Below are 20,929 nucleotides of genomic sequence, written 5' to 3'. Positions count from 1 at the left end.
GAAGCGTGGCGTACCGAACGCGGTGCGCGCGGCGCGAGAGAGACCGGCTCTTGAATACGGGTTTGCCGCACCAACCTGTGTCCAGCATCTAATATTCAGAACATTTCCAGACAAGGATCCATTGCATGACCTTTCGCGCCCAAATGCTGGACACGTTGACCTCCCAGTCGTCCCGGGATCTCGAAGCGCAGGCACTCGGTCTGGTGCCGATCGTCGTGGAAACGAGCGGCCGGGGCGAGCGCTCGTATGATATTTATTCGCGTCTGCTGAAGGAACGCATCGTGTTCCTCGTGGGCGAAGTGAACGACCAGACGGCCAATCTGGTGGTCGCGCAGATGCTGTTCCTCGAGAGCGAGAATCCGGACAAGGACATCTATTTCTATATCAATAGCCCGGGCGGCTCCGTGTCGGCGGGTATGGCGATTTACGATACGATGCAGTTCATCAAGCCGGACGTCTCGACGTTGTGCATGGGTCTCGCGGCAAGCATGGGCGCGTTCCTGCTCGCGGCCGGCGCAAAGGGCAAGCGTTTCGCGCTGCCGAACTCGCGCGTGATGATTCACCAGCCGCTCGGCGGCGCGCGCGGCCAGGCATCGGACATCGAGATTCAGGCGCGCGAAATCCTGTATTTGAAGGATCGGCTGAATCATCTGCTTGCACATCATACGGGTCAGCCCGTCGAGCGCATTGCGCGCGACACCGACCGTGACAATTTCATGTCCGGCGACGACGCGCAAGCCTATGGCCTCGTCGACCAGGTGGCGCACAAGCGTCCTTGATCTGGTACGGTTTTGCCCCGCTGTTTTGCTCGAAATCGGGGCGAAACCGCCATCGGGCCGGTTGTGAAATCATCAACATCCGTCCGGGCGTCTGCGGCAAGCGCCGTCATCCTGCTCACTAGCCCCGTCTTGCCCAAACTGCGAGGCGGGGGCAAACGGCGTATCATGTAATTCAGTGTCCGGAGGCTCACACATCTATGGCGGACAAGAAAGGGTCTAACAGCGAAAAGCTGTTGTATTGCTCGTTTTGCGGCAAGAGCCAGCATGAGGTCAAGAAACTGATCGCTGGCCCGTCGGTGTTCATCTGCGATGAATGTATCGACCTGTGCAACGAAATCATCCGCGACGAAGCTGCAGGCGCGGGTATCGAGGCGGGCTTGTCCAAGTCCGACCTGCCGACTCCGCAGGAAATCCGCGAAATTCTCGACCAGTACGTGATCGGTCAGGAACGCGCGAAGAAGATCCTCGCGGTCGCGGTCTACAACCACTACAAGCGCCTCAAGCATCTCGACAAGAAGGACGAAATCGAGCTGTCGAAGAGCAACATCCTGCTGATCGGCCCGACCGGTTCCGGCAAGACGCTGCTCGCACAGACGCTCGCGCGCCTTCTGAACGTGCCGTTCGTGATTGCCGATGCAACCACGCTGACGGAAGCCGGCTATGTCGGCGAAGACGTCGAGAACATTATCCAGAAGCTGCTGCAGAATTGTAATTACGAAGTCGACAAGGCCCAGCGCGGCATTGTCTACATCGACGAAATCGACAAGATCAGCCGCAAGTCCGACAACCCGTCCATCACGCGCGACGTGTCGGGCGAGGGTGTGCAGCAGGCGCTGCTGAAGCTGGTCGAAGGCACGATGGCGTCGGTGCCGCCGCAAGGCGGTCGTAAGCATCCGAACCAGGACTTCATCCAGGTCGACACGACCAACATCCTGTTCATCTGCGGCGGTGCTTTCGACGGTCTCGAAAAGGTTATCGTCGATCGTACCGAGAAGACCGGTATCGGCTTCGGCGCGAGCGTGAAGAGCAAGCAGGACCGCGACGCGGGCGAAGTGCTGCGCGAAGTGGAGCCGGAAGACCTGATCAAGTTCGGTTTGATTCCGGAACTGATCGGCCGTCTGCCGGTGGTCGCCACGCTCGGCAAGCTCGACGAAGCGGCGCTCATGAAGATCCTCGTCGAACCGAAGAACGCGCTGGTCAAGCAGTACCACAAGCTCTTCAACATGGAGCGTGTCGAACTCGAAATCCGTCCGGCCGCGCTGCAGGCTGTCGCTCGCAAGGCGATTCGCCGCAAGACCGGTGCGCGGGGCCTGCGCTCGATTCTGGAACAGGCGTTGCTCGAAGTGATGTATGACCTGCCGCAAATGAAAGGCGTCAGCAAGGTCATCATCGACGACAACGTCATCGACGGCGACGGCAAACCGCTGCTGATCTACGAAGACGCGCCGAAGGTCGCGGGTTCGAACTGATCGGCTTCGGATTCTGCAAAAAAGGCCGTTCATGGCGACGTGAACGGCTTTTTCGTTTATCGTGTGATCAGTTTGGTTGTTTTCACTATGGAGTCACTGAACCTTCGGAGTCATTGAACTTTTCCCACACGCGAAGGCTTGCAATATTTTCTGCTGGCCTTACCTATCGAACGAACTGATTCCACTCATGGGGAAATGAAATGTCAGGAACCCAACTCCTTCCGCCGGAACGCATTACGCTGCCGCTGCTCCCGCTGCGCGACGTAGTCGTCTTCCCGCACATGGTGATTCCGCTCTTCGTAGGCCGCCCGAAGTCGATCAAGGCTCTCGAAGCAGCGATGGAAGGCGGCAAGCACATCATGCTCGTCGCCCAGAAAACGGCTGCGAAAGATGAGCCGACCGAAAAGGACATGTACGAAGTAGGGTGTATCGCCAACATCCTGCAGATGCTGAAGCTGCCCGACGGTACCGTGAAGGTGCTCGTCGAAGGCTTGCAACGCGCGAAGACGCTTTCCATCGAAGAACAGGAAACGCAGTTCTCGTGCGAAGTCATGCCGCTCGAACCCGACCACGCCGACAGCGCTGAAACCGAAGCGCTGCGTCGCGCGATCGTGTCGCAGTTCGACCAGTATGTGAAGCTGAACAAGAAGATCCCGCCGGAGATCCTGACGTCGCTGTCGGGTATCGACGAGGCTGGCCGTCTGGCCGACACGATCGCCGCGCATCTGCCGCTCAAGCTCGACCAGAAGCAGCACATCCTCGAAATGTTCCCGGTCATCGAGCGTCTCGAGCATCTGCTCGCGCAACTCGAAGCCGAGATCGACATCCTGCAGGTCGAAAAGCGTATCCGTGGGCGCGTGAAGCGTCAGATGGAGAAGAGCCAGCGCGAGTACTACCTGAACGAGCAGGTCAAGGCGATCCAGAAGGAACTCGGCGAAGGCGAAGAAGGTGCGGATCTCGAAGAACTCGAGAAGCGCATCACGGCTGCGCGCATGCCGAAGGAAGCGAAGAAGAAGGCCGACGCCGAGTTGAAGAAGCTCAAGCTGATGTCGCCGATGTCGGCTGAAGCGACGGTCGTGCGTAACTACATCGACACGCTGATCGGCTTGCCGTGGCGCAAGAAGAGCAAGGTCAACAACGACCTGTCGAATGCGGAACGCGTGCTCGACGAGGACCACTTCGGTCTCGAGAAGGTGAAGGAACGCATTCTCGAGTATCTCGCGGTCCAGCAACGTGTCGACAAGGTCAAAGCGCCGATCCTGTGCCTCGTTGGGCCCCCGGGTGTCGGTAAGACCTCGCTCGGCCAGTCGATCGCACGTGCGACGAACCGCAAGTTCGTGCGCATGGCGTTGGGCGGCGTGCGTGACGAAGCCGAGATTCGCGGCCATCGTCGTACGTACATCGGTTCGATGCCGGGCAAGATCCTGCAGAGCCTGACCAAGGTCGGCGTGCGCAATCCGCTCTTCCTGCTCGACGAAGTCGACAAGATGGGACAGGATTTCCGCGGCGATCCGTCGTCAGCGCTGCTGGAAGTGCTCGATCCGGAACAGAACCATACGTTTGCGGACCACTACGTCGAAGTCGATTTCGACCTGTCGGACGTGATGTTCGTGGCGACGTCGAACTCGCTGAACATTCCGCCGCCGCTGCTCGACCGGATGGAAGTGATCCGTCTGTCGGGCTACACGGAAGACGAGAAGGTCAGTATCGCGCAGCGTTACCTGTTGCCGAAGCAGAAGAAGAACAACGGTCTCAAGGATGGCGAGATCGAAGTGACCGAAAGCGCGATCCGCGACATCATTCGCTACTACACGCGTGAAGCGGGCGTGCGTTCGCTCGAGCGTGAAGTGTCGAAGATCTGCCGCAAGGTCGTGAAGATGCTTCTGCTGAAGAAGGCTGAAGGCGCGGTGAAGGTCGACGGCAGCAATCTCGACACCTTCCTCGGCGTGCGCAAGTACGACTTCGGTCTGGCTGCGAAGGAAAATCAGGTGGGCCAGGTCACGGGTCTCGCGTGGACGGAAGTGGGCGGCGATCTGCTGACTATCGAAGCCGCGGTGATGCCGGGCAAGGGCAATGTGATCCGCACGGGTTCGCTCGGCGACGTGATGAAGGAATCCGTCGAAGCGGCGCGCTCGGTCGTGCGTTCGCGTTCGCGTCGTCTTGGCATCAAGGACGAAGCGTTCGAGAAGCAGGACATTCACATTCACGTGCCGGAAGGCGCGACGCCGAAGGACGGTCCTTCGGCCGGTATCGCGATGACGACCGCGCTGGTGTCGGTGTTGACCGGTATCCCGGTGCGTGCCGACGTCGCGATGACGGGCGAAATCACGTTGCGTGGTGAAGTCCTGCCGATCGGCGGCCTGAAGGAGAAGCTGCTCGCGGCGCATCGCGGTGGCATCAAGCTCGTGCTGATTCCGGAAGAGAACGTCAAGGATCTGACGGAGATTCCGGACAACGTGAAGAACGCGATCGAAATCGTGCCGGTCCGCTGGATCGACAAGGTGCTCGAACTCGCGCTCGAACGTGTGCCGCAGCCGTTGCCGGAAGAAGAACCGAAGCCGTCCGCGCCCGTCGCGGCGGAGCCGGGCAAGGACGCCGCAACGGAAGTCGTGAAGCACTGAAGTGTGATGCGCATGAAAATGCGCTGAAGCATCCAGCAGTAACGTAGTTGCTCGCTGAAGCAAAAAACCCGCGGTCAAGGCCGCGGGTTTTTTATTGCCTGAACGGTTGCGTGATGCATCACGCAAGTCCATTCGGTCGATGACGTCGATGATATTCCCACATTCCAGGCGAAGCAGAACACACATGAGGCATCGTCGCGGCGGCTCCCTTTCCGTTGCAATATCCGGTGATAAAAGCATCCTTCTAAAACCGCTCCGATCAGGCTCAACCCTTGTTGACACTCGGTTTCAGGCCACTTCTAATGAGTCGGCCCGGCATGACGGCCGGCCGCGAGGAGTCAGGTGCTGGAAAGCACCATCGAGATTGCGAACAAACACACGGGGGTTGGAATGAATAAAACAGAATTGATCGATCACATTGCACAGCAGGCCGACATTTCGAAAGCCGCAGCCGGTCGCGCACTCGACGCCGTAATTGCCGGCGTCAAGAGCACGTTGAAGAAGGGTGGTTCGGTGACCCTGGTTGGCTTTGGTACGTTCGCGGTCGGCAAGCGCACGGCTCGCACGGGACGCAATCCACGCACCGGCGCCGCCATCAAAATCAAGGCAGCGAAAGTTCCTAAATTTAGGCCTGGCAAAGCGCTGAAGGATGCGCTAAACTAATGGGCTTGCTGCTTGAGAAACACGTTGAGCGGCAAAAGCACTGAATCATGAAACGGGTGCTTAGCTCAGTTGGTAGAGCGGCGCCCTTACAAGGCGTAGGTCGGGAGTTCGAGCCTCTCAGCACCCACCAGTTTCAGATTCGGCAACAGTGTTTCAGCAGCGAATGTAGCAACGCGCAGTATAAGGAGTGGTAGTTCAGTCGGTTAGAATACCGGCCTGTCACGCCGGGGGTCGCGGGTTCGAGTCCCGTCCACTCCGCCAGTATCCACGAAAGGCGAACTCCGGTTCGCCTTTTTTATTGCCCGCTGTTGTAAGATCGGGCGTTCTGTCTTTGGCACCCCTCACGCATGCTCGATTTTTTCCGCAATCACCAGCGCCTGATGATGTTCATGCTCATCCTCGTCATTTTGCCGGGGTTGGGTTTCGTGGGTATTCAGGGTTTCCGCGGCTTCTTTGACGAAAGTGCAAACGTCGCGAGTGTCAACGGCCACAAGATCACGCGTGCCGAGTACGACGACGCGATGCGTCAGCAGCTCGATCGTGCGCGGCAGATGCTCGGCGCGCAGTTCGACATGAAGACGTTCGATACGCCCGAGCGTCGTCGTCAGATGCTCGACGGCATGATCGAGCAGCGTGTGCTGGCCGACGAAACGCAACGTCTGCATCTGACCGCTTCGGACGCCGCCGTGCGTCGCTCGCTGTTGGCCGACCCGGTGATCTCGTCGCTGAAGAATCCCGACGGTTCGATCGATGTCGAACGCTACAAGCAGCTGCTCGCGATGCAGGGCATGACGCCCGATCAATACGACGAGCGCGTGCGTTACAGCCTGGCGATGCAGCAACTGCCGGCGGGCATCCAGGGCAGCGCGTTCACGTCGAAGACGCTCGCGCAGCATCTGACCGAGCTTGCCGAACAGCAGCGTGAGGTGCAGGGCATCGTGTTCCATCCGCACGACTATGCCGCTCAGATCCAGCCGACCGATGCGCAATTGCAAGCCTATTTCGACGCGCACCGCAACGACTTCGCGACGCCGGCTACCGCGACGATCCAGTATCTGGTGATGTCGCCGGCCACGCTGGCCGCATCGGCTGCGCCGACCGACGCCGATCTGAAGAAGTTCTACGACGACAACATCGCGCATTTCCGCACCGAAGGCGAAGTGCGCGCGAGCCACATCCTGATCGCGGCACCGAAGGATGCGAGCGCGGCCGACAAGGCCAAGGCAAAGCAGAAAGCCGAGGAATTGCTCGCCCAGGTCAAGGCGCATCCGGATCAGTTCGCGCAGATCGCGCAGCAGAACTCGCAGGACCCGGGCTCGGCATCGAAGGGCGGCGACCTCGGTTACTTCGGTCGCGGCATGATCGCGGGCGGTCAGGCATTCGACGACGCGGTGTTCGCGCTGAAGAAGGACGAGATCAGCGGCATCGTGCAGAGCGACTTCGGCTTCCACATCGTCAAGGTCACGGACGTGAAGCCGGCGGTGACGAAGTCGTTCGACGAAGTGAAAGAGCAGATCGCGCGAGATCTGAAGACGCAGCTCGCCACCAAGGCGTTCACCGACAACTCGGAAGCGTTCACGTCGATTGTCTACGAAAAGGCGAAGAGCCTGCAGCCGGCCGCCGACAAGTTCAAGCTGCAGATCCAGACCACGACGGTCACGCCGCAGCCGGATCCGAAGCTCGCGCCCGACAGCCCGCTGAACAACGCGAAGTTCCTCGCGGCCGTGTTCGCGAACGACGCCGTGACGGCGCGCAACAACACGCAGGCCATCGACGTCGGCAACAACACGCTGATCGCCGCGCGCGTTACCGACTACAAGCCCGCCGCCGTGCCGGCATTCGACGCGGTGAAGGACGCGGTGCGTCAGCGCGTGATCGCCGCGCAATCGAAAGAAGCGGCGCAAAAAGACGGCGTGGCGAAGCTGGCCGAGTTCCAGAAGTCGAAGACGACCGCCGGGTTCTCGTCGCCGCTGAAGGTGTCGCGTAACGATACGCAGGGCGTGCCGCCCGCCGCACTGAGTGCAATCTACAAGGCGGATCCGCAAAAGTTGCCGGCGTATGTGGGTGTCGATCTCGGCGACGACGGTTATGCGATCTATCGCGTGAACCAGGTCCTGCCGGCTGCAGCGGTTGATCAACAGCATCTCGCCGCGGCGCAGCAGCAGATTGCGCAGGTCGATGCGCAGTCGCAAGTCGAGGCCTACATGAAGGCGCTGCGCGAGCGTTCGAAGGTGAAGTTCTACGGCTCGCTCGATAGCGCGGCGCAGACCGCGGATCAGTAAGCCGCAGTTCAGCAGGCCGCAGTTCAGCAAGCAGGATTGATAGTCAAAAAAAGCCCCGCAATCGCGGGGCTTTTTTTCGTCTGGCATCTGCACCAGACGAACGACAACGAAGCAAGGAAGCGCAAGAGAGAGTGGCAATACTGAATACTGTGCCGCTGACTACCGTTACCTCACTCGCATCGCCACCTCACAAGCAGCAACCTCACAAACAGCCGCTGATCGCGCCGGTCGCGTTGCTGTTACCCGCACCACCAGTGCCCGCGCGGAAGCCGACCCAGGTACCCTTGCCGGTGTACGACGGGCGCACGACCGCGGCCGCGCCGTTAGGCGGCTGCTGGCCCGGCACGTAGACGTCCATCGCCTGATCGTTGGCGAGCGTGTTTTGCGAGACCACCTGTTGTTGCGAGGCGTCCGCCCATTTCTGCGCAATGCAGCTGGCGACGGCACGCGGTGGCTGCTGGCTTTGACCGACCGATTGAACGCCGGCAGGCGGTTGGGCGGCGCAAGCCGAGAGGGCTACAGTCAAAGCGATTAACGGTAAATATTTCACGTTATCTCCTCAGAAGTCGCTCAAGAATGAGCTGGGTGGCACGGGATTGCGAAGATGTCGCAACAGCCTGGCGATCCGCGTTCCCCAAGTTCCGGAAACAAGTTGTTAGCAGGTTTTCAGTGCGGCGAACTTGTGCGAAGAAGTGGCTTGATAGTGGGCCACACGTTGTTGAGTAGCACGGGCTGTGCCTGCTGGTTCGGATGGATCTGATCGGCCTGGAACATGTCGGGTTTATCCGCGATGCCGGCGAGCAGGAACGGCACGAGCGGCAGGCGGAATTCCTTCGACAACTGCCCATAGAGCCCGTGGAACTTTTGCGTATAGTCAGGGCCGTAATTGGGCGGTACGTACATGCCGACGAGCACGACCTTCGCATGACCCTGCTGCGCCTGTTCGATGATCGTGCGCAGGTTGTCTTCGGTCGTGGAGAGCGGCACGCCGCGCAACGCGTCGTTGGCGCCGAGCTCGACGATCACGATGCGCGGCTTCAATCGCTCCATCAGCGCGGGCAGGCGCGCACGTCCGCCGCTCGTCGTATCGCCGCTGATGCTCGCATTGGCGACGCTATAATCGATGCGCTCTTCAGCGAGACGCTGACGCATCAACGCTACCCAGCCCGTATCGCGGGGCAGGCCGTATTCGGCGGAGATGCTGTCGCCGAGCACGACGATCACCGGCTTCGCGGGTTCAGGCGGATTCGCCGCATGAACCGGCAAGGGCCACGAAACCAGCGCGGCGGCCATCACGGTCGCGCCGAATGCCGCGGTCAGTACCGCGGCGCGAGGGGCGATGGCGCGCACGTTCAACCTACGCTTCACCATGCCAAACAGAACTGATCCAGTCATTGAAGTGCGGGGTTTGTGCAAGAGGGTTAAGGATGCAACGGGCGAACTGACGATTCTCGACGACATCGATCTCGCCATCGACGCGGGCAGCAGCGTGGCGATCGTCGGTGCATCCGGGTCGGGCAAGTCTACGCTGCTCGGCTTGCTCGCGGGATTGGACAGTGCGAGCGCGGGCTCGGTTCGGCTGCTCGGCCGCGAGCTCGGCGAGCTGGACGAAGACGGTCGCGCCGCGTTGCGCAGCGGCTCGGTTGGCTTCGTGTTCCAGTCGTTTCAATTGATGCCGCATCTGACCGCGCTCGAAAACGTCACGCTGCCACTCGAACTGCAAGGCGGCATCGGTACGCGCGAAGCGGCGCAGCGTGCGAGAGAGTTGCTCGAACAGGTCGGGCTCGGGCAGCGCACTGGTCATTATCCAAAGTTGCTATCCGGCGGCGAGCAGCAGCGCGTCGCGTTGGCCCGGGCGTTTGTCACGCGTCCGGCGATCCTGTTCGCCGACGAACCCACTGGCAGTCTCGATGCCGCCACCGGCCACGCGGTGATCGATCTGATGTTCGAGATGAATCGCGCGCATGGCGCGACGCTGGTGCTCGTCACGCACGACATCGAACTCGCGCGCCGCTGCGACACGACGGTGACGATCGATGCGGGGCGGCTCGCGTAACGGCACAAAGCGCGGCTGCGCGCAGGCGAGTGCGTAGCGATGCGTGCCTTAACAACATGATCGCCGAAGCAAAAAAGCGGGCCGCAGCCCGCTTTTTTTAATTGCGCGTCGTTACGCGCTTCAAACTTCCATCCAGCGCCTCAGCGCCTTAGCGCCTTAGCGCTTCAGCGCCGCCCGCGCCCGCGCGATCAACGCCGCCGTCGACGAATCGTGCCTCTTCACGTCGGCCGCCGGCGCACCGAGATCGGCCTCGACCACCTTGCCGAGAATCTTGCCGAGTTCGACGCCCCATTGATCGAACGGATTGATGTTCCACACCGATGCCTGCACCAGCACCTTGTGCTCGTATAGCGCGATCAGCGCGCCGAGCGAGCGCGCGGTCAGCGCGTCGACGAGCAGCGTCGCGGTGGGGCGATTGCCGGGGAAGGTCAGATGCGGCGCGAGTTCCGGCTTGTCGGGACCGGCCACTTTCTGCGCTTCTTCGAGCGTGCGACCGAGCATCAGCGCCTCGCTTTGCGCGAAGCAGTTCGCGAGCAGCTTCGGATGATGGCTCGCGAGCGGATGCTCGGGCGTCAGCACCGCGATGAAATCGATCGGCACGATCGTCGGGCCCTGGTGCAGCATCTGGAAGAACGCGTGCTGACCGTTCGTGCCCGGCTCGCCCCACGTGACCGCGGACGTCGCATAGTCGACGAACGCGCCGTCGAGCCGCGCGGACTTGCCGTTGCTCTCCATTTCGAGCTGCTGCAGATACGACGGCAGAAAATGCAGCGCCTGCGAATACGGCGCGACCAGATAGCTCTGCGAGCCGAAGAAGTTGCGATACCAGATGCCGATCATGCCGAGCAGCACCGGCAGGTTCTTTTCGAGCGGCGCGCTGCGGAAATGCTGGTCCATCTCGTTGGCGCCGGCGAGCAGTTCGTCGAACTGCTGCGGGCCAACCGCGATCATGATCGACAGACCGACCGCCGACCACAGCGAATAGCGGCCGCCGACCCAATCCCACATCGAGAACACGTTCTCCTTCGCGATGCCGAACTTGACCACTTCGGCGGTATTCGCCGACACGCCGACGAAGTGCTTCGCGAGCGCGCTTTCGGGGCAGCCTTTCTGCAGGAACCAGTCGCGCAGAGAATGCGCGTTGGTCATGGTTTCGAGCGTCGTGAAAGTCTTCGACACGATGATCGCGAGCGTTTCCTCGGGATCGATCTGCTGCATCACGTTGTACAGATCGGCACCGTCGACGTTCGAGACGAAATGCGTCGAGATGTCCGGCGTGGCCAGATGATGCAGCGCATGCACGACCATCTTCGGCCCGAGATCCGAGCCGCCGATGCCGATATTCACCACATAACGAATCCGCTTGCCGGTGTAGCCGGTCCAGGCGCCGCTGCGAATCTGCTCGGCGAATCCGGCCATTTTCTTGCGCTCGGCCTGCACGTCGGCGAAGAACGGCGCGTTCGGATCGGTGGCGCGCAACGCGGTATGCAGTGCCGCGCGACCTTCGGTCGGGTTGACCACTTCGCCCGCGAACATCGCGTCGCGGCGCTTTTCGACGCCGGCTTCGCGCGCGAGTTGCACAAGCAGCCGCAGGGTTTCGTCGGTGATGCGGTGCTTCGAGAAATCGGCTGCGAGACCGCCGCCCGCGAACGTGAAGCGTTCGGCGCGGGTGGGCGCGGGATCGTTCTCGGGGGCGAACCAGTCGCGCAGATGCGCATCGCGAATCGCGTTGTAATGCGTCTGCAGCGAGGACCAGGAGGGGAGCGAGTTCTGGGTCATAGCGTCCGTCTAACCAAGGGGCAGGAAGGAAGGCGCGCGCATGAAGCGCGGCCGAGAATGATGCGGCGATGCAGTCAGAGCGATGCCGCGCGGCCGGCTCGGGTGGGGAGGGGCGATGCTTCTTGAACCTCGCAAACCGCGTGAATGACGTGAACGGTATGGTTCACGACGCGGTGCCTGCGTGGGCCGGAGCTTCGCCGCCACCCGCGATCGATCCGACGCGCGGCGCAGACAACCAGTATAGCGGGGATGCGTGACGGGCAGCAGTGCAGCAATGCAGCAGGGCGTTAGTACTCCGTGCTGGGGGCAACGCGTGCGGCCGCTTGAAGTGCTTCAGGCACTAGCAGTGCTCGAAGCTCGCGCTTCGATGCGCGCGGCACACGCGGCACGCACCGCACGCACGATGCGGTTAGCTATCGCGCGAGCGCCTCACCCTTGCAGCGACGGATAGGACGGATGGCGCGCATAGAACAACCGGTTCAGCAGGGTCCGCACCATCGGTGCGAGTTCGCCGGCCGTCAGACCCGCCGGACCCTGGCCCTGCGCGGTCAGCGTATCGGCGGCGAGACCGTGCAGATAGACGCCCGCGAGCGCCGCCTCGTAGGGCGGCAGATGCTGCGCGAGCAACGCACCGATGATGCCGCCGAGCACGTCGCCGGTGCCGCCCGTCGCGAGCGCGGCGTTGCCGGTCGGGTTCAGCGCGAGGCGGCCGTCGGGCGCGGCGACGATCGTGCCGACGCCTTTCAGCACGACGACGCTCGCAAAGCGCGCGGCGAGCGCACGCGCGGCGGCCAGCCGGTCGCGCTGCACGCTCGCGGCATCGCTGCCGATGAGACGCGCGGCTTCGAGCGGATGCGGCGTGAGGATGCACGGATCGCCTTGCACGCCGCGCGCGGTGACTTCGGCGCCGAGCGCCGGGTCCTGCGCGATCAGGTTCAGCGCGTCGGCGTCGAGCAGCTTCGGGACGTCGAGCGCCAGCACGTCATGCAGCACGCGCGTCGCGCGCTCGCGCTGTCCCATTCCGCAGCCGATCGCGAGCGCGTCCATTCTGTCGAGCGGCAGCGTATCGATCGGATGCAGCATGAGTTCGGGATGCGGCGGGTCGTAGGGTGGCGCGCCTTCGCCGAGCAGCGCGACGTGGACCTTGCCCGCACCCGTGTACAGCGCCGCGCGCGCCGCGAGGATCGGCGCGCCGCACATGCCGGTGTCGCCGCCGACCACCGCGAGGCTGCCGAAGCTGCCCTTGTTGGTCGCGAAGTCGCGGGGCGGCATGAACGGGGCGAAGAGGTCGGGCGCGTTCAGCTGGAGCGCCGTGTGAGCGGTGTTGCCGGCGCGGCGAGTGGCGCCCTGATTAGTGCCCTGGTTAGCACCTTGGTTCGTGCCGCTGTCGGCGCCATCATTCGCGATGCCGCCATTGCCGTTCACCCCTTTGTTCAACCCGATCGGCGCGACCGTCACCTGGCCGGCGAGATCGCGGCCCTGCGCGGTGAAGAGCCCCGGTTTCGCGCCGAGGAACGTGATCGTGTGCGTCGCGCGAACCGCGGCTGCGCCATGACCGCCAATCACCGCGCCGGTGTCGCTATCGAGGCCGCTCGGCACGTCGAGCGCCAGCACCACGCCTTGAGCCGGGCGAGCCTGCGTGCGTTGCGACAGGCGCCGGGCGACGCTCGCGAACACGCCGTCGAGCTCACGCGCGAGGCCGATGCCGAACATGCCGTCGACGAGCCAGCCGTACGCCTCGAGCGAGGCGGGCGGTGCCGTGCTGATCGGCACGCCCGCGGCGCGCGCGGTGTCGAGCGCCCAGCGCGCGTCGGCGGGCTTCACATCGACCGGCATGCAGACGTCGACGGCGATGCCGGCCTTGTGCAATTCGGTCGCGACGACCAGCGCGTCGCCGCCGTTGTTGCCGGGGCCGGCGACCAGCCACACACGCTGCTGCGATTTGATCACCGACGTATCGGCGGCGATCCGCTCGAGCAGCCAGCGCGCGGCAGCCTGGCCGGCACGCGCCATCAGGGTGTGTTCGGGAAGCGCCGCGGCGGCTTGCGATTCGGCGATCCGTAGATCGGTCAGCGTGAGCAGCGGCAGCGCGCGCGGCGTCGAGGTGTTGAGCGGATCGAACAGGGTGGGCAGCGAGTTGTCGGCGTCTGTCATGGCGAAACCTGGCGATGCGCCCGTGATGAGACGGGCGGACTGGTGAATCGCTATGTTAGTGCCGATGGGCGTGCGCTGCGCTGTGCTGTGCTGCGTCGTGAAAGCGACCGAACGGTCAATCGGGCGAAGGCGCGAAGCCGCGCCTCTTCGCATGACGAGCGGCACAGGTGCGTGGTAAAGGTGCAAAACGAGGCACAGAACAAGCGAGCGCAAAGTCCGCCGCGCTCGCGCGAGGAAGAAAAACAGGAAAAACAGGAAAAACGCGGCAAGCGAAGCAGCCGAAAAGCCGCGACGCCACCGCGCGCAGACCGACCGCCCTTACCGGAACCGCTCCGGCCGCAGCGCCGCCAGCGTTTCCTGCGGCAGCGTCGGCGTCTGTTCCGAGATCAGTTCGGCGATCAGCTTACCCGCGCCGCAAGCCATCCCCCATCCCGCCGGGCCATGACCAGCGTTGACGAACAGGCGCGGATGCAGCGCGTTGCCGATCACCGGCAAGCCGTCCGGCGACAGCAGCTTCACGCCTTCCCACGGCAGCGCGGCCGAAATGCGCGCGGCGCCCGGAATCCAGTCGTGCGTCGCCTGGCCGAGCAGCGCGAGCGCCTCCCGGGTCAGCGCCTCGCCGAGCGGTTTGTCGATCTGGCTCGCGCTTTGCAGCACCGCGCCACCCGCGATCCGCAACCGATGATTCATGCGGCTGATGCCGATCCGCTTCACCGCATCGACGATCGCCACATGCGGCGCGCATTCCTCGTGCGCGATCGGCGCGACCAGCGTATGCAGCCGCAGCGGATGCAGCGGCAACGACAGCCCCGCGCGTTCGAGCAGCGCGAGGCTGCCGTGGCCGGCCGCGACCACTACCGCGTCGGCCTGAATCACGTCGACTTCACGCGAGCGCGCGGCGCCGTCGCGCGGCGCGAGTTCGACCGCGGCGCGCTGGCTTTCGAGGCGGATCGACGTGACTTCGCGCCCCGGCATGAACTGCACGTCGCCCTGCGTATCGAGTACCTGCTTGATGAGCTTCGCGAACAGCGGGCAGTTGGCGGTGCGTTCGTGCTCGAACAGCACGCCGCCGGCGAATTCCGGCTCGGTCGGCACCGCATGCTCGAAGGCCGCGCATTCGGCGGGCCCCAGCACGTGATGCGGCACCTCGAACCGGCGCAGCAGATCGAGCGCGGTGGCGTTCTGTTCCCATTCGTGCGCGGCGCGCACGAGGTAGAGCAGCCCGCTCGCCTGTTCGAATTCGAGGCCGAAGCGGCTCTCGACGTCGGCCATCGCTTCACGCGACGACTCGATCAGCGGCCGCAGCAGCGCGTACTGGCGCGCGAACGCTTCGGGTTCCTGCCACTCGGCGAGCCGCTTGACGAACTGCCGCGCGGCACCGTTAAAGCCGGTCTTGCTGATCACGCCGTTTCTGGCGTTGTGGCGGGTCGCCATGAAGGTCGGGCCGAACCAGACGTCGAGCGGGGTCGGCAGCACGGCGCCGCCCTGTCCGTAGGTGGCGCCTTGCGCGACGGTCGCGTGACGCTCGACGACGCAAACCCGGTGGCCGGCCGCGCGCAGGTGATAAGCGGTGGCGACGCCCGCTATCCCGCCGCCAATGACGATGACATCCATGCTCTGATTCGATGTGCCGACGGGCTGCTTGCGCGCAATCCCGTTGGACGTGACATGCGGCGCGCTGCCTTACGATGCTCGGACCGCGCGCGCCGATCTGATCTGGTGAAAGGGCGAATGATAGCAGCCAAACCGCCCGCGCGGCCACGCGGCAAGCTGCGCTCGGCAAGGCTCGCGAGCCGTCCGCCGCTGCCGTTTCACGCAGCGTGAGGCCCGCTGGAAGCCCGTTCCCGGGGTATAATCCCGGACTTCCTTTCCGCCTCACGTCGCCTGCATGCGCGACTTCTCGGCATCACTGAGCGACGCAACGTCAAGTCCATGGCCCACTTCTCGTGTTTCCCCGGCGCTTCGGCCCTTTCCGATTTCCGTCAAACCCGCCTGCTCGAGACGCTCACGCGTATCGATCCGAATATCACCGGCGTGCGCGGCCAATATCTGCACTTCGTCAACGCGCAGACGCCGCTGTCCGCTGAAGACAGCGCGAAAGTCGCCGCGCTGATGCATTACGGCGATCCGTTCGAAGAGGGCAAGGAACGCGGCGCGGCCGAGACCTTCCTCGTGGTGCCGCGCTTCGGCACCGTGTCGCCGTGGGCCAGCAAGGCAACCGACATCGCTCATCTGTGCGGCCTCACCCAGGTGCGCCGCATCGAGCGCGGCGTCGAGTACACGGTCACGCTGAAAAGCGGCCTGCTCGGCGGCAAGAAGACGCTGTCCGACGAAGCACGCGCGGCCGTCGCCGCGGCGCTGCACGACCGCATGACCGAAAGCGTCGCGCCGTCGCGCGACCACGCGATGCACCTGTTCGATGAACTGCCGGCCAAGCCGCTGCAAACCGTCGACGTGCTCGCGAGCGGCCGCGCCGCGCTCGAAACCGCCAACGCGGAACTCGGCCTCGCGCTCGCCGACGACGAAATCGATTATCTGGTCGACGCGTTCACGAAGCTCGGCCGCAATCCGACCGACGTCGAACTGATGATGTTCGCGCAGGCCAACAGCGAGCACTGCCGCCACAAGATTTTCAACGCGGACTGGACGATCGACGGCGAGAAGCAGGACATGTCGCTGTTCAACATGATCCGCAACACCGAAAAGCTGAACCCGCAGGGCACGATCGTCGCGTATTCGGACAATTCGTCGATCATGGTCGGCGGGATGGCCGAGCGCTGGTTCCCGCGCACGCCGGAGCAAGGCGATGCGAACCCGTTGCCCCAGCACTACAAGCGCGGCGTCGAACTGACGCACACGCTGATGAAGGTTGAAACGCATAACCACCCGACCGCGATCTCGCCGTTCCCGGGCGCCGCGACCGGCGCGGGCGGCGAAATCCGCGACGAAGGCGCGACCGGCCGTGGCGCGCGTCCGAAGGCGGGTCTCGCGGGCTTCACCGTATCGAATCTCGAACTGCCGGACAGCGTCGAAAGCTGGGAAAACGCGCGCGATACCGCGCAGCCGCTCGAACAGCGCAACCCGTCCGAGCAGCACGGTGCGTACGGCCGCCCGGACCGCATCGCGTCGCCGCTGCAGATCATGATCGACGGCCCGCTCGGCGGCGCCGCGTTCAACAACGAATTCGGCCGCCCGAACCTCGGCGGTTACTTCCGCGCGTATGAGCAGAACGTCGGCGGCGTCGTGCGTGGCTATCACAAGCCGATCATGATCGCGGGCGGCATCGGCAATATCTCGGACCAGCATACCCACAAGCACGATCTGCCGGAAGGTTCGCTGCTGATCCAGATCGGCGGCCCGGGCATGCGCATCGGCATGGGCGGCGGCGCCGCCAGCTCGATGGCGACCGGCACCAACACCGCCGAACTCGACTTCGACTCGGTGCAGCGCGGCAACCCGGAAATCGAGCGTCGCGCGCAGGAAGTGATCAACGCGTGCTGGCAGCTCGGCGACAGGAATCCGATCCTCAGTATCCACGACGTCGGCGCGGGCGGTCTGTCGAACGCGTTCCCCGAAGTGGTCGACGGCGCGGGCAAGGGCGCGGTGTTCGAGTTGCGCAAGATCCAGCTCGAGGAAAGCGGCCTGTCGCCGCGCGAAATCTGGTCGAACGAAGCGCAGGAGCGCTATGTTCTCGCGATCGCACCGGCCGACCTGCCGGCGTTCGAGGCGATGTGCAAGCGCGAGCGCTGCCCGTTCGCGGTGATCGGCACGGCCACCGCCGAGCGTCAGCTGAAGCTGATCGACGTCGAACAGGCGAGCGACGCGCATCAACCGGTCGACATGCCGATGGAAGTGCTGCTCGGCAAGCCGCCGCGCATGCATCGCGATGTCAAGCGCGTCGAACGCAAGCTGGAGCCGGTCGACGTAACCGGTATCGCGCTGGCCGACGTCGCGCAGAGCGTGCTGCGTCATCCGACGGTCGCGAGCAAGTCGTTCCTGATCACGATCGGCGACCGCTCGGTCGGCGGCACGACCGCGCGCGACCAGATGGTCGGCCCGTGGCAGGTGCCGGTGGCCGACGTCGCGATCACGACGATGGACTATGCGGGCTTCAGAGGCGAAGCGATGACGATGTCCGAGCGCACGCCGCTTGCGGTCATCAACGCGCCGGCCTCGGGCCGCATGGCGGTCGGCGAGGCGATCACGAACATCGCGGCGGCGCCGATCGCGTCGCTGGACAAACTCAAGCTGTCGGCGAACTGGATGGCCGCCTGCGGCGCGCCGGGCGAAGACGCGGCGCTCTACGACACCGTCAAGGCGATCGGCATGGAACTGTGCCCGGCGCTCGGTATCGGCATTCCGGTCGGCAAGGATTCGCTGTCGATGCGCACGCGCTGGGAAGACAGCGGCGTCGCGAAGGAAGTAGTCGCGCCGGTGTCGCTGATCATCTCGGCGTTCGCGCCGGTCGAAGACGTGCGCCGCCATCTGACGCCGCAACTGCAGCGCGTGAGCGATGTCGGCGATTCGGTGCTGATCGCGATCGACCTCGGCCGCGGCAAGCATCGTCTGGGCGGCAGTATCCTCGCGCAGGTCACGCAGCAGGTCGGCGACACGGTGCCGGACGTCGACGATCCGGAAGACCTGAAGCGCTTCTTCAACGCGATCCAGGCGCTCAATAACGACGGCAAGCTGCTCGCGTACCACGACCGCTCGGACGGCGGCCTGTGGGCGACGGTCTGCGAAATGGCGTTCGCGGGTCACGCGGGCGTGTCGCTGAACGTCGACATGCTGGTGCTCGACGCGAACCACGAATCCGATTTCGGCGACGCGAAGGACTGGGCGAAGCAGACCAGCGGCCGTCGCGAAGACCGCACGCTGCGCGCGCTCTTCAACGAAGAACTGGGTGCCGTCGTGCAGGTGCGCGCGGCCGATCGCGACGCGGTGCTCGCCGCGCTGCGCGAGCAGGGGCTGTCGGCGTGCTCGCACGTGATCGGCAAGGTCAACGAACGCGACGTGATCGAGATCTATCGCGACGCGAAGAAGATTTACGACGCGCCGCGTGCCGAGCTGCATCGCACGTGGAGCGAGGTGAGCTGGCGGATCGCGCGTCTGCGCGACAACCCGGCTTGCGCCGACGCCGAACACGACACGCTGCTCGACGCGGCCGATCCGGGCATCACGCCGGTGCTGAGCTTCGATCCGGCGGAAGACGTCGCCGCGCCGTTCATTGGTAAGGGCGCGCGTCCGCGTGTCGCGATCCTGCGAGAGCAGGGCGTGAACTCGCACCTCGAAACCGCGTATGCGTTCGATCGCGCCGGCTTCGACGCGCACGACGTGCACATGAGCGACCTGTTGTCGGGTCGCGCAAACCTCGCCGATTTCGCCGGCGCGGTCGCGTGCGGCGGCTTCTCGTACGGCGATACGCTGGGCGCTGGCGAAGGCTGGGCGAAGACGATCCGCTTCAACGCGCAACTCGCCGACATGTTCGCGGCGTTCTTCGGCCGTGACGACACGTTCGCGCTCGGCATCTGCAACGGCTGCCAGATGATGAGCAGCCTCGCGTCGATGATCCCGGGCGCCGAAGCGTGGCCGAAGTTCACCCGCAACAAGTCGGAGAAATTCGAGGCGCGCTTCTCGCTGGTCGAAGTGCAGAGCTCGCCGTCGATCTTCTTCGCCGGCATGGAAGGCTCGCGCATTCCGGTCGCGGTCGCGCACGGCGAAGGTTTCGCGGACTTCTCGCAGCAGGGCGATGCGTCGAAGGTCGCAGTCGCGATGCGCTACGTTGATCACCGTGGTCAGGCCACCGAGCAGTATCCGTTCAACCCGAACGGCTCGCCGGAAGGCATCACGTCGGTTACCACGGCCGACGGCCGCTTCACGGTGCTGATGCCGCACACCGAGCGTGTGCATCGCGCGGTGCAGATGAGCTGGCATCCGCAGGGCTGGGGCGAGGGCGTCACCGACGCGAGCCCGTGGCTGCGCGTGTTCCAGAACGCGCGTCGCTGGCTGGGTTGATCTCACGGAGCGTTGCCGGCCTGGATGGCGGTGGCTCTGCGCAGATGCACGTAGTGAAAGAAAAAGCCGCCCTTGGGCGACTTTTTCTGCTCTTGTGGAGATGAGCGTGTGACACGCACGGTTTGGCAGCGGCGGGGACGCGCGGACGCATGAGCCCAGCATGAGCCTGAGGTGAGCCTGCACGAGCTCGAAGCGACATGCATTGTCACCACAAACCCAAACCGCGCCACAACAAAACAAAAAAGCCGCTCGAGAGCGGCTTTTTTGCATTCAGACTTCGTCGAAACCAGGCGAGCGATCCGAAGACAACCCGCCCGCCGACGCTTACTGAATCTTCGCGTTCTTGCGCAGACCTTCTTCGAACGCCTGCAGCTTTTCCTGCTGGATCTGCTGCACGATCTGTGCGCGCACCTGTTCGAGCGGCGGCGGCGTGACCGCGCGGACGTCGTCGACGCGGATGATGTGCCAGCCGAATTGCGTGTGCACCGGCGTGTCGGTCATCTGGCCTTTCTGCAGATGCGTGGCCGCCTCGGCGAATTCAGGCACGTAGGCCTTCGGGTCCGACCAATCGAGGTCGCCGCCGTTCTTGCCCGATCCCGGATCCTTCGAGTACTGCCTGGCCAGATCTTCGAAGCTCGCGCCGGCCTTGATCTTCGCGATCAGGTCCTTCGCCTGCTGCTCGTTGTCGACGAGGATGTGGTGCAGGTGGTATTCCTTGCCGCCCGCATCCTTGATCAGCGCGTTGTAGCGCGCGGTGACTTCGGCGTCGCTCGGCTGGTTGTTCTTCACGAAGTCTTCGATCAGCGCGCGCAGCACCACGGTTTGTTGGGCGACCGCGATTTGCGCCTTGATGTCCGGACGGTTCGGCAGGCCGCGACGCAGCGCTTCCTGCATCAGGATTTCGCGATTCACGAGTTCTTCGCGCACGGCCATCTGCAGCTGCGGCGTGTTCTGCTGGCCCTGATGAACCAGTTGATCGATCAGCGCATCAGCGCGCGATTTCGGGATCGGCGTGCCGTTCACGACGGCGATGTTCTGTGCGAATGCAGGTGCGGCCGCGAATGCGGCCAGCAATACCCAGAGGCGGGTTTTCTTCAAGGTCATCGAAAAG

At 63.9% G+C, this 20,929-nt stretch carries 13 protein-coding genes and 2 tRNA genes; 9 read left to right on the top strand and 6 right to left on the bottom strand.

What is annotated here, in order from left to right; all coding sequences use genetic code 11:
• Positions 1-125: 125 nt before the first annotated feature.
• From clpP to HHL14_RS10635, 7 genes are all read left to right on the top strand, one after another.
• A complete protein-coding gene (gene clpP / locus HHL14_RS10665) occupies positions 126-779 on the top strand; it encodes an ATP-dependent Clp endopeptidase proteolytic subunit ClpP (RefSeq protein WP_013089401.1) in 654 nt (217 codons plus the stop codon).
• A 197-nt stretch (positions 780-976) separates the two neighbouring features.
• The gene (gene clpX / locus HHL14_RS10660) at positions 977-2,248 is read left to right on the top strand and encodes an ATP-dependent Clp protease ATP-binding subunit ClpX (protein WP_169497558.1); all 1,272 of its coding nucleotides are present in this window, start codon (positions 977-979) and stop codon (positions 2,246-2,248) included.
• A 200-nt stretch (positions 2,249-2,448) separates the two neighbouring features.
• A complete protein-coding gene (gene lon / locus HHL14_RS10655; protein ID WP_169497557.1) occupies positions 2,449-4,869 on the top strand; it encodes an endopeptidase La in 2,421 nt (806 codons plus the stop codon).
• A 390-nt stretch (positions 4,870-5,259) separates the two neighbouring features.
• A complete protein-coding gene (locus HHL14_RS10650; RefSeq protein ID WP_008923411.1) occupies positions 5,260-5,532 on the top strand; it encodes an HU family DNA-binding protein in 273 nt (90 codons plus the stop codon).
• Positions 5,533-5,586: 54 nt separating this feature from the next.
• Positions 5,587-5,662 (top strand) — tRNA-Val (locus HHL14_RS10645).
• Positions 5,663-5,716: 54 nt separating this feature from the next.
• Positions 5,717-5,793, top strand: a tRNA-Asp gene (locus HHL14_RS10640).
• Between the two features lie 86 nt (positions 5,794-5,879).
• Positions 5,880-7,814, top strand: coding sequence for a SurA N-terminal domain-containing protein (locus tag HHL14_RS10635; protein WP_169497556.1), 1,935 nt, complete (start codon positions 5,880-5,882; stop codon positions 7,812-7,814).
• A 202-nt stretch (positions 7,815-8,016) separates the two neighbouring features.
• Here HHL14_RS10635 and HHL14_RS10630 read toward each other — a convergent pair whose 3' ends face one another.
• Together HHL14_RS10630 and HHL14_RS10625 are read right to left on the bottom strand one after the other, a co-directional pair.
• Positions 8,017-8,364, bottom strand: a complete 348-nt coding sequence (locus HHL14_RS10630) for a hypothetical protein (RefSeq protein ID WP_169497555.1) — start codon at positions 8,362-8,364, stop codon at positions 8,017-8,019.
• Positions 8,365-8,480: 116 nt separating this feature from the next.
• On the bottom strand, positions 8,481-9,185 hold the full coding sequence (locus HHL14_RS10625; protein ID WP_169497620.1) for an arylesterase: 705 nt from the start codon (positions 9,183-9,185) through the stop codon (positions 8,481-8,483).
• Between HHL14_RS10625 and HHL14_RS10620 the strand changes: the two genes are divergently transcribed.
• Positions 9,184-9,870 (top strand): ABC transporter ATP-binding protein, encoded by a 687-nt coding sequence (locus tag HHL14_RS10620; RefSeq protein ID WP_169497554.1) that lies wholly within the window; start codon positions 9,184-9,186, stop codon positions 9,868-9,870. The two genes, HHL14_RS10625 and HHL14_RS10620, sit on opposite strands and share 2 nt — an antisense overlap.
• A gap of 156 nt (positions 9,871-10,026) precedes the next feature.
• Here the strand turns inward: HHL14_RS10620 and pgi are convergent, their stop codons facing one another.
• The 3 genes from pgi to HHL14_RS10605 form a co-directional block, all read right to left on the bottom strand.
• Positions 10,027-11,649, bottom strand: a complete 1,623-nt coding sequence (gene pgi / locus HHL14_RS10615) for a glucose-6-phosphate isomerase (RefSeq protein ID WP_169497553.1) — start codon at positions 11,647-11,649, stop codon at positions 10,027-10,029.
• A 429-nt stretch (positions 11,650-12,078) separates the two neighbouring features.
• Positions 12,079-13,803: an NAD(P)H-hydrate dehydratase gene (locus HHL14_RS10610; RefSeq protein WP_169497552.1), complete on the bottom strand. Its 1,725-nt coding sequence runs from the start codon at positions 13,801-13,803 to the stop codon at positions 12,079-12,081.
• A gap of 318 nt (positions 13,804-14,121) precedes the next feature.
• A complete protein-coding gene (locus HHL14_RS10605) occupies positions 14,122-15,417 on the bottom strand; it encodes an FAD-dependent oxidoreductase (RefSeq protein ID WP_169497551.1) in 1,296 nt (431 codons plus the stop codon).
• 318 nt (positions 15,418-15,735) lie between these two features.
• Here HHL14_RS10605 and purL point away from each other — a divergent pair, with 318 nt between their 5' ends.
• Entirely contained in the window at positions 15,736-19,818 is a 4,083-nt protein-coding gene (gene purL, locus HHL14_RS10600) for a phosphoribosylformylglycinamidine synthase (protein WP_169497550.1), read from the top strand.
• A 324-nt stretch (positions 19,819-20,142) separates the two neighbouring features.
• On the opposite strand, the gene HHL14_RS10595 is transcribed toward purL, so the two are convergent.
• Complete coding sequence (locus tag HHL14_RS10595; protein WP_169497549.1) at positions 20,143-20,922, bottom strand: peptidylprolyl isomerase; 780 nt, start codon at positions 20,920-20,922, stop codon at positions 20,143-20,145.
• Positions 20,923-20,929 lie beyond the last annotated feature (7 nt).

The organism is Paraburkholderia antibiotica (genome assembly GCF_012927125.1).
Classification (GTDB): domain Bacteria; phylum Pseudomonadota; class Gammaproteobacteria; order Burkholderiales; family Burkholderiaceae; genus Paraburkholderia; species Paraburkholderia antibiotica.
Note: the sequence above shows the minus strand (reverse complement) of the source record. Positions and strands in the feature narration are given on the sequence as shown.

Coding starts and splice junctions, on each gene's coding strand:
- HHL14_RS10610 (WP_169497552.1), bottom strand. CDS start 13,803: ATGACAGACGCCGACAACTCGCTGCCCACCCTGTTCGATCCGCTCAAC.
- pgi (WP_169497553.1), bottom strand. CDS start 11,649: ATGACCCAGAACTCGCTCCCCTCCTGGTCCTCGCTGCAGACGCATTAC.
- clpP (WP_013089401.1), top strand. CDS start 126: ATGACCTTTCGCGCCCAAATGCTGGACACGTTGACCTCCCAGTCGTCC.
- HHL14_RS10650 (WP_008923411.1), top strand. CDS start 5,260: ATGAATAAAACAGAATTGATCGATCACATTGCACAGCAGGCCGACATT.
- purL (WP_169497550.1), top strand. CDS start 15,736: ATGGCCCACTTCTCGTGTTTCCCCGGCGCTTCGGCCCTTTCCGATTTC.
- HHL14_RS10595 (WP_169497549.1), bottom strand. CDS start 20,922: ATGACCTTGAAGAAAACCCGCCTCTGGGTATTGCTGGCCGCATTCGCG.
- lon (WP_169497557.1), top strand. CDS start 2,449: ATGTCAGGAACCCAACTCCTTCCGCCGGAACGCATTACGCTGCCGCTG.
- HHL14_RS10620 (WP_169497554.1), top strand. CDS start 9,184: ATGCCAAACAGAACTGATCCAGTCATTGAAGTGCGGGGTTTGTGCAAG.
- HHL14_RS10635 (WP_169497556.1), top strand. CDS start 5,880: ATGCTCGATTTTTTCCGCAATCACCAGCGCCTGATGATGTTCATGCTC.
- HHL14_RS10625 (WP_169497620.1), bottom strand. CDS start 9,185: ATGGTGAAGCGTAGGTTGAACGTGCGCGCCATCGCCCCTCGCGCCGCG.
- HHL14_RS10605 (WP_169497551.1), bottom strand. CDS start 15,417: ATGGATGTCATCGTCATTGGCGGCGGGATAGCGGGCGTCGCCACCGCT.
- clpX (WP_169497558.1), top strand. CDS start 977: ATGGCGGACAAGAAAGGGTCTAACAGCGAAAAGCTGTTGTATTGCTCG.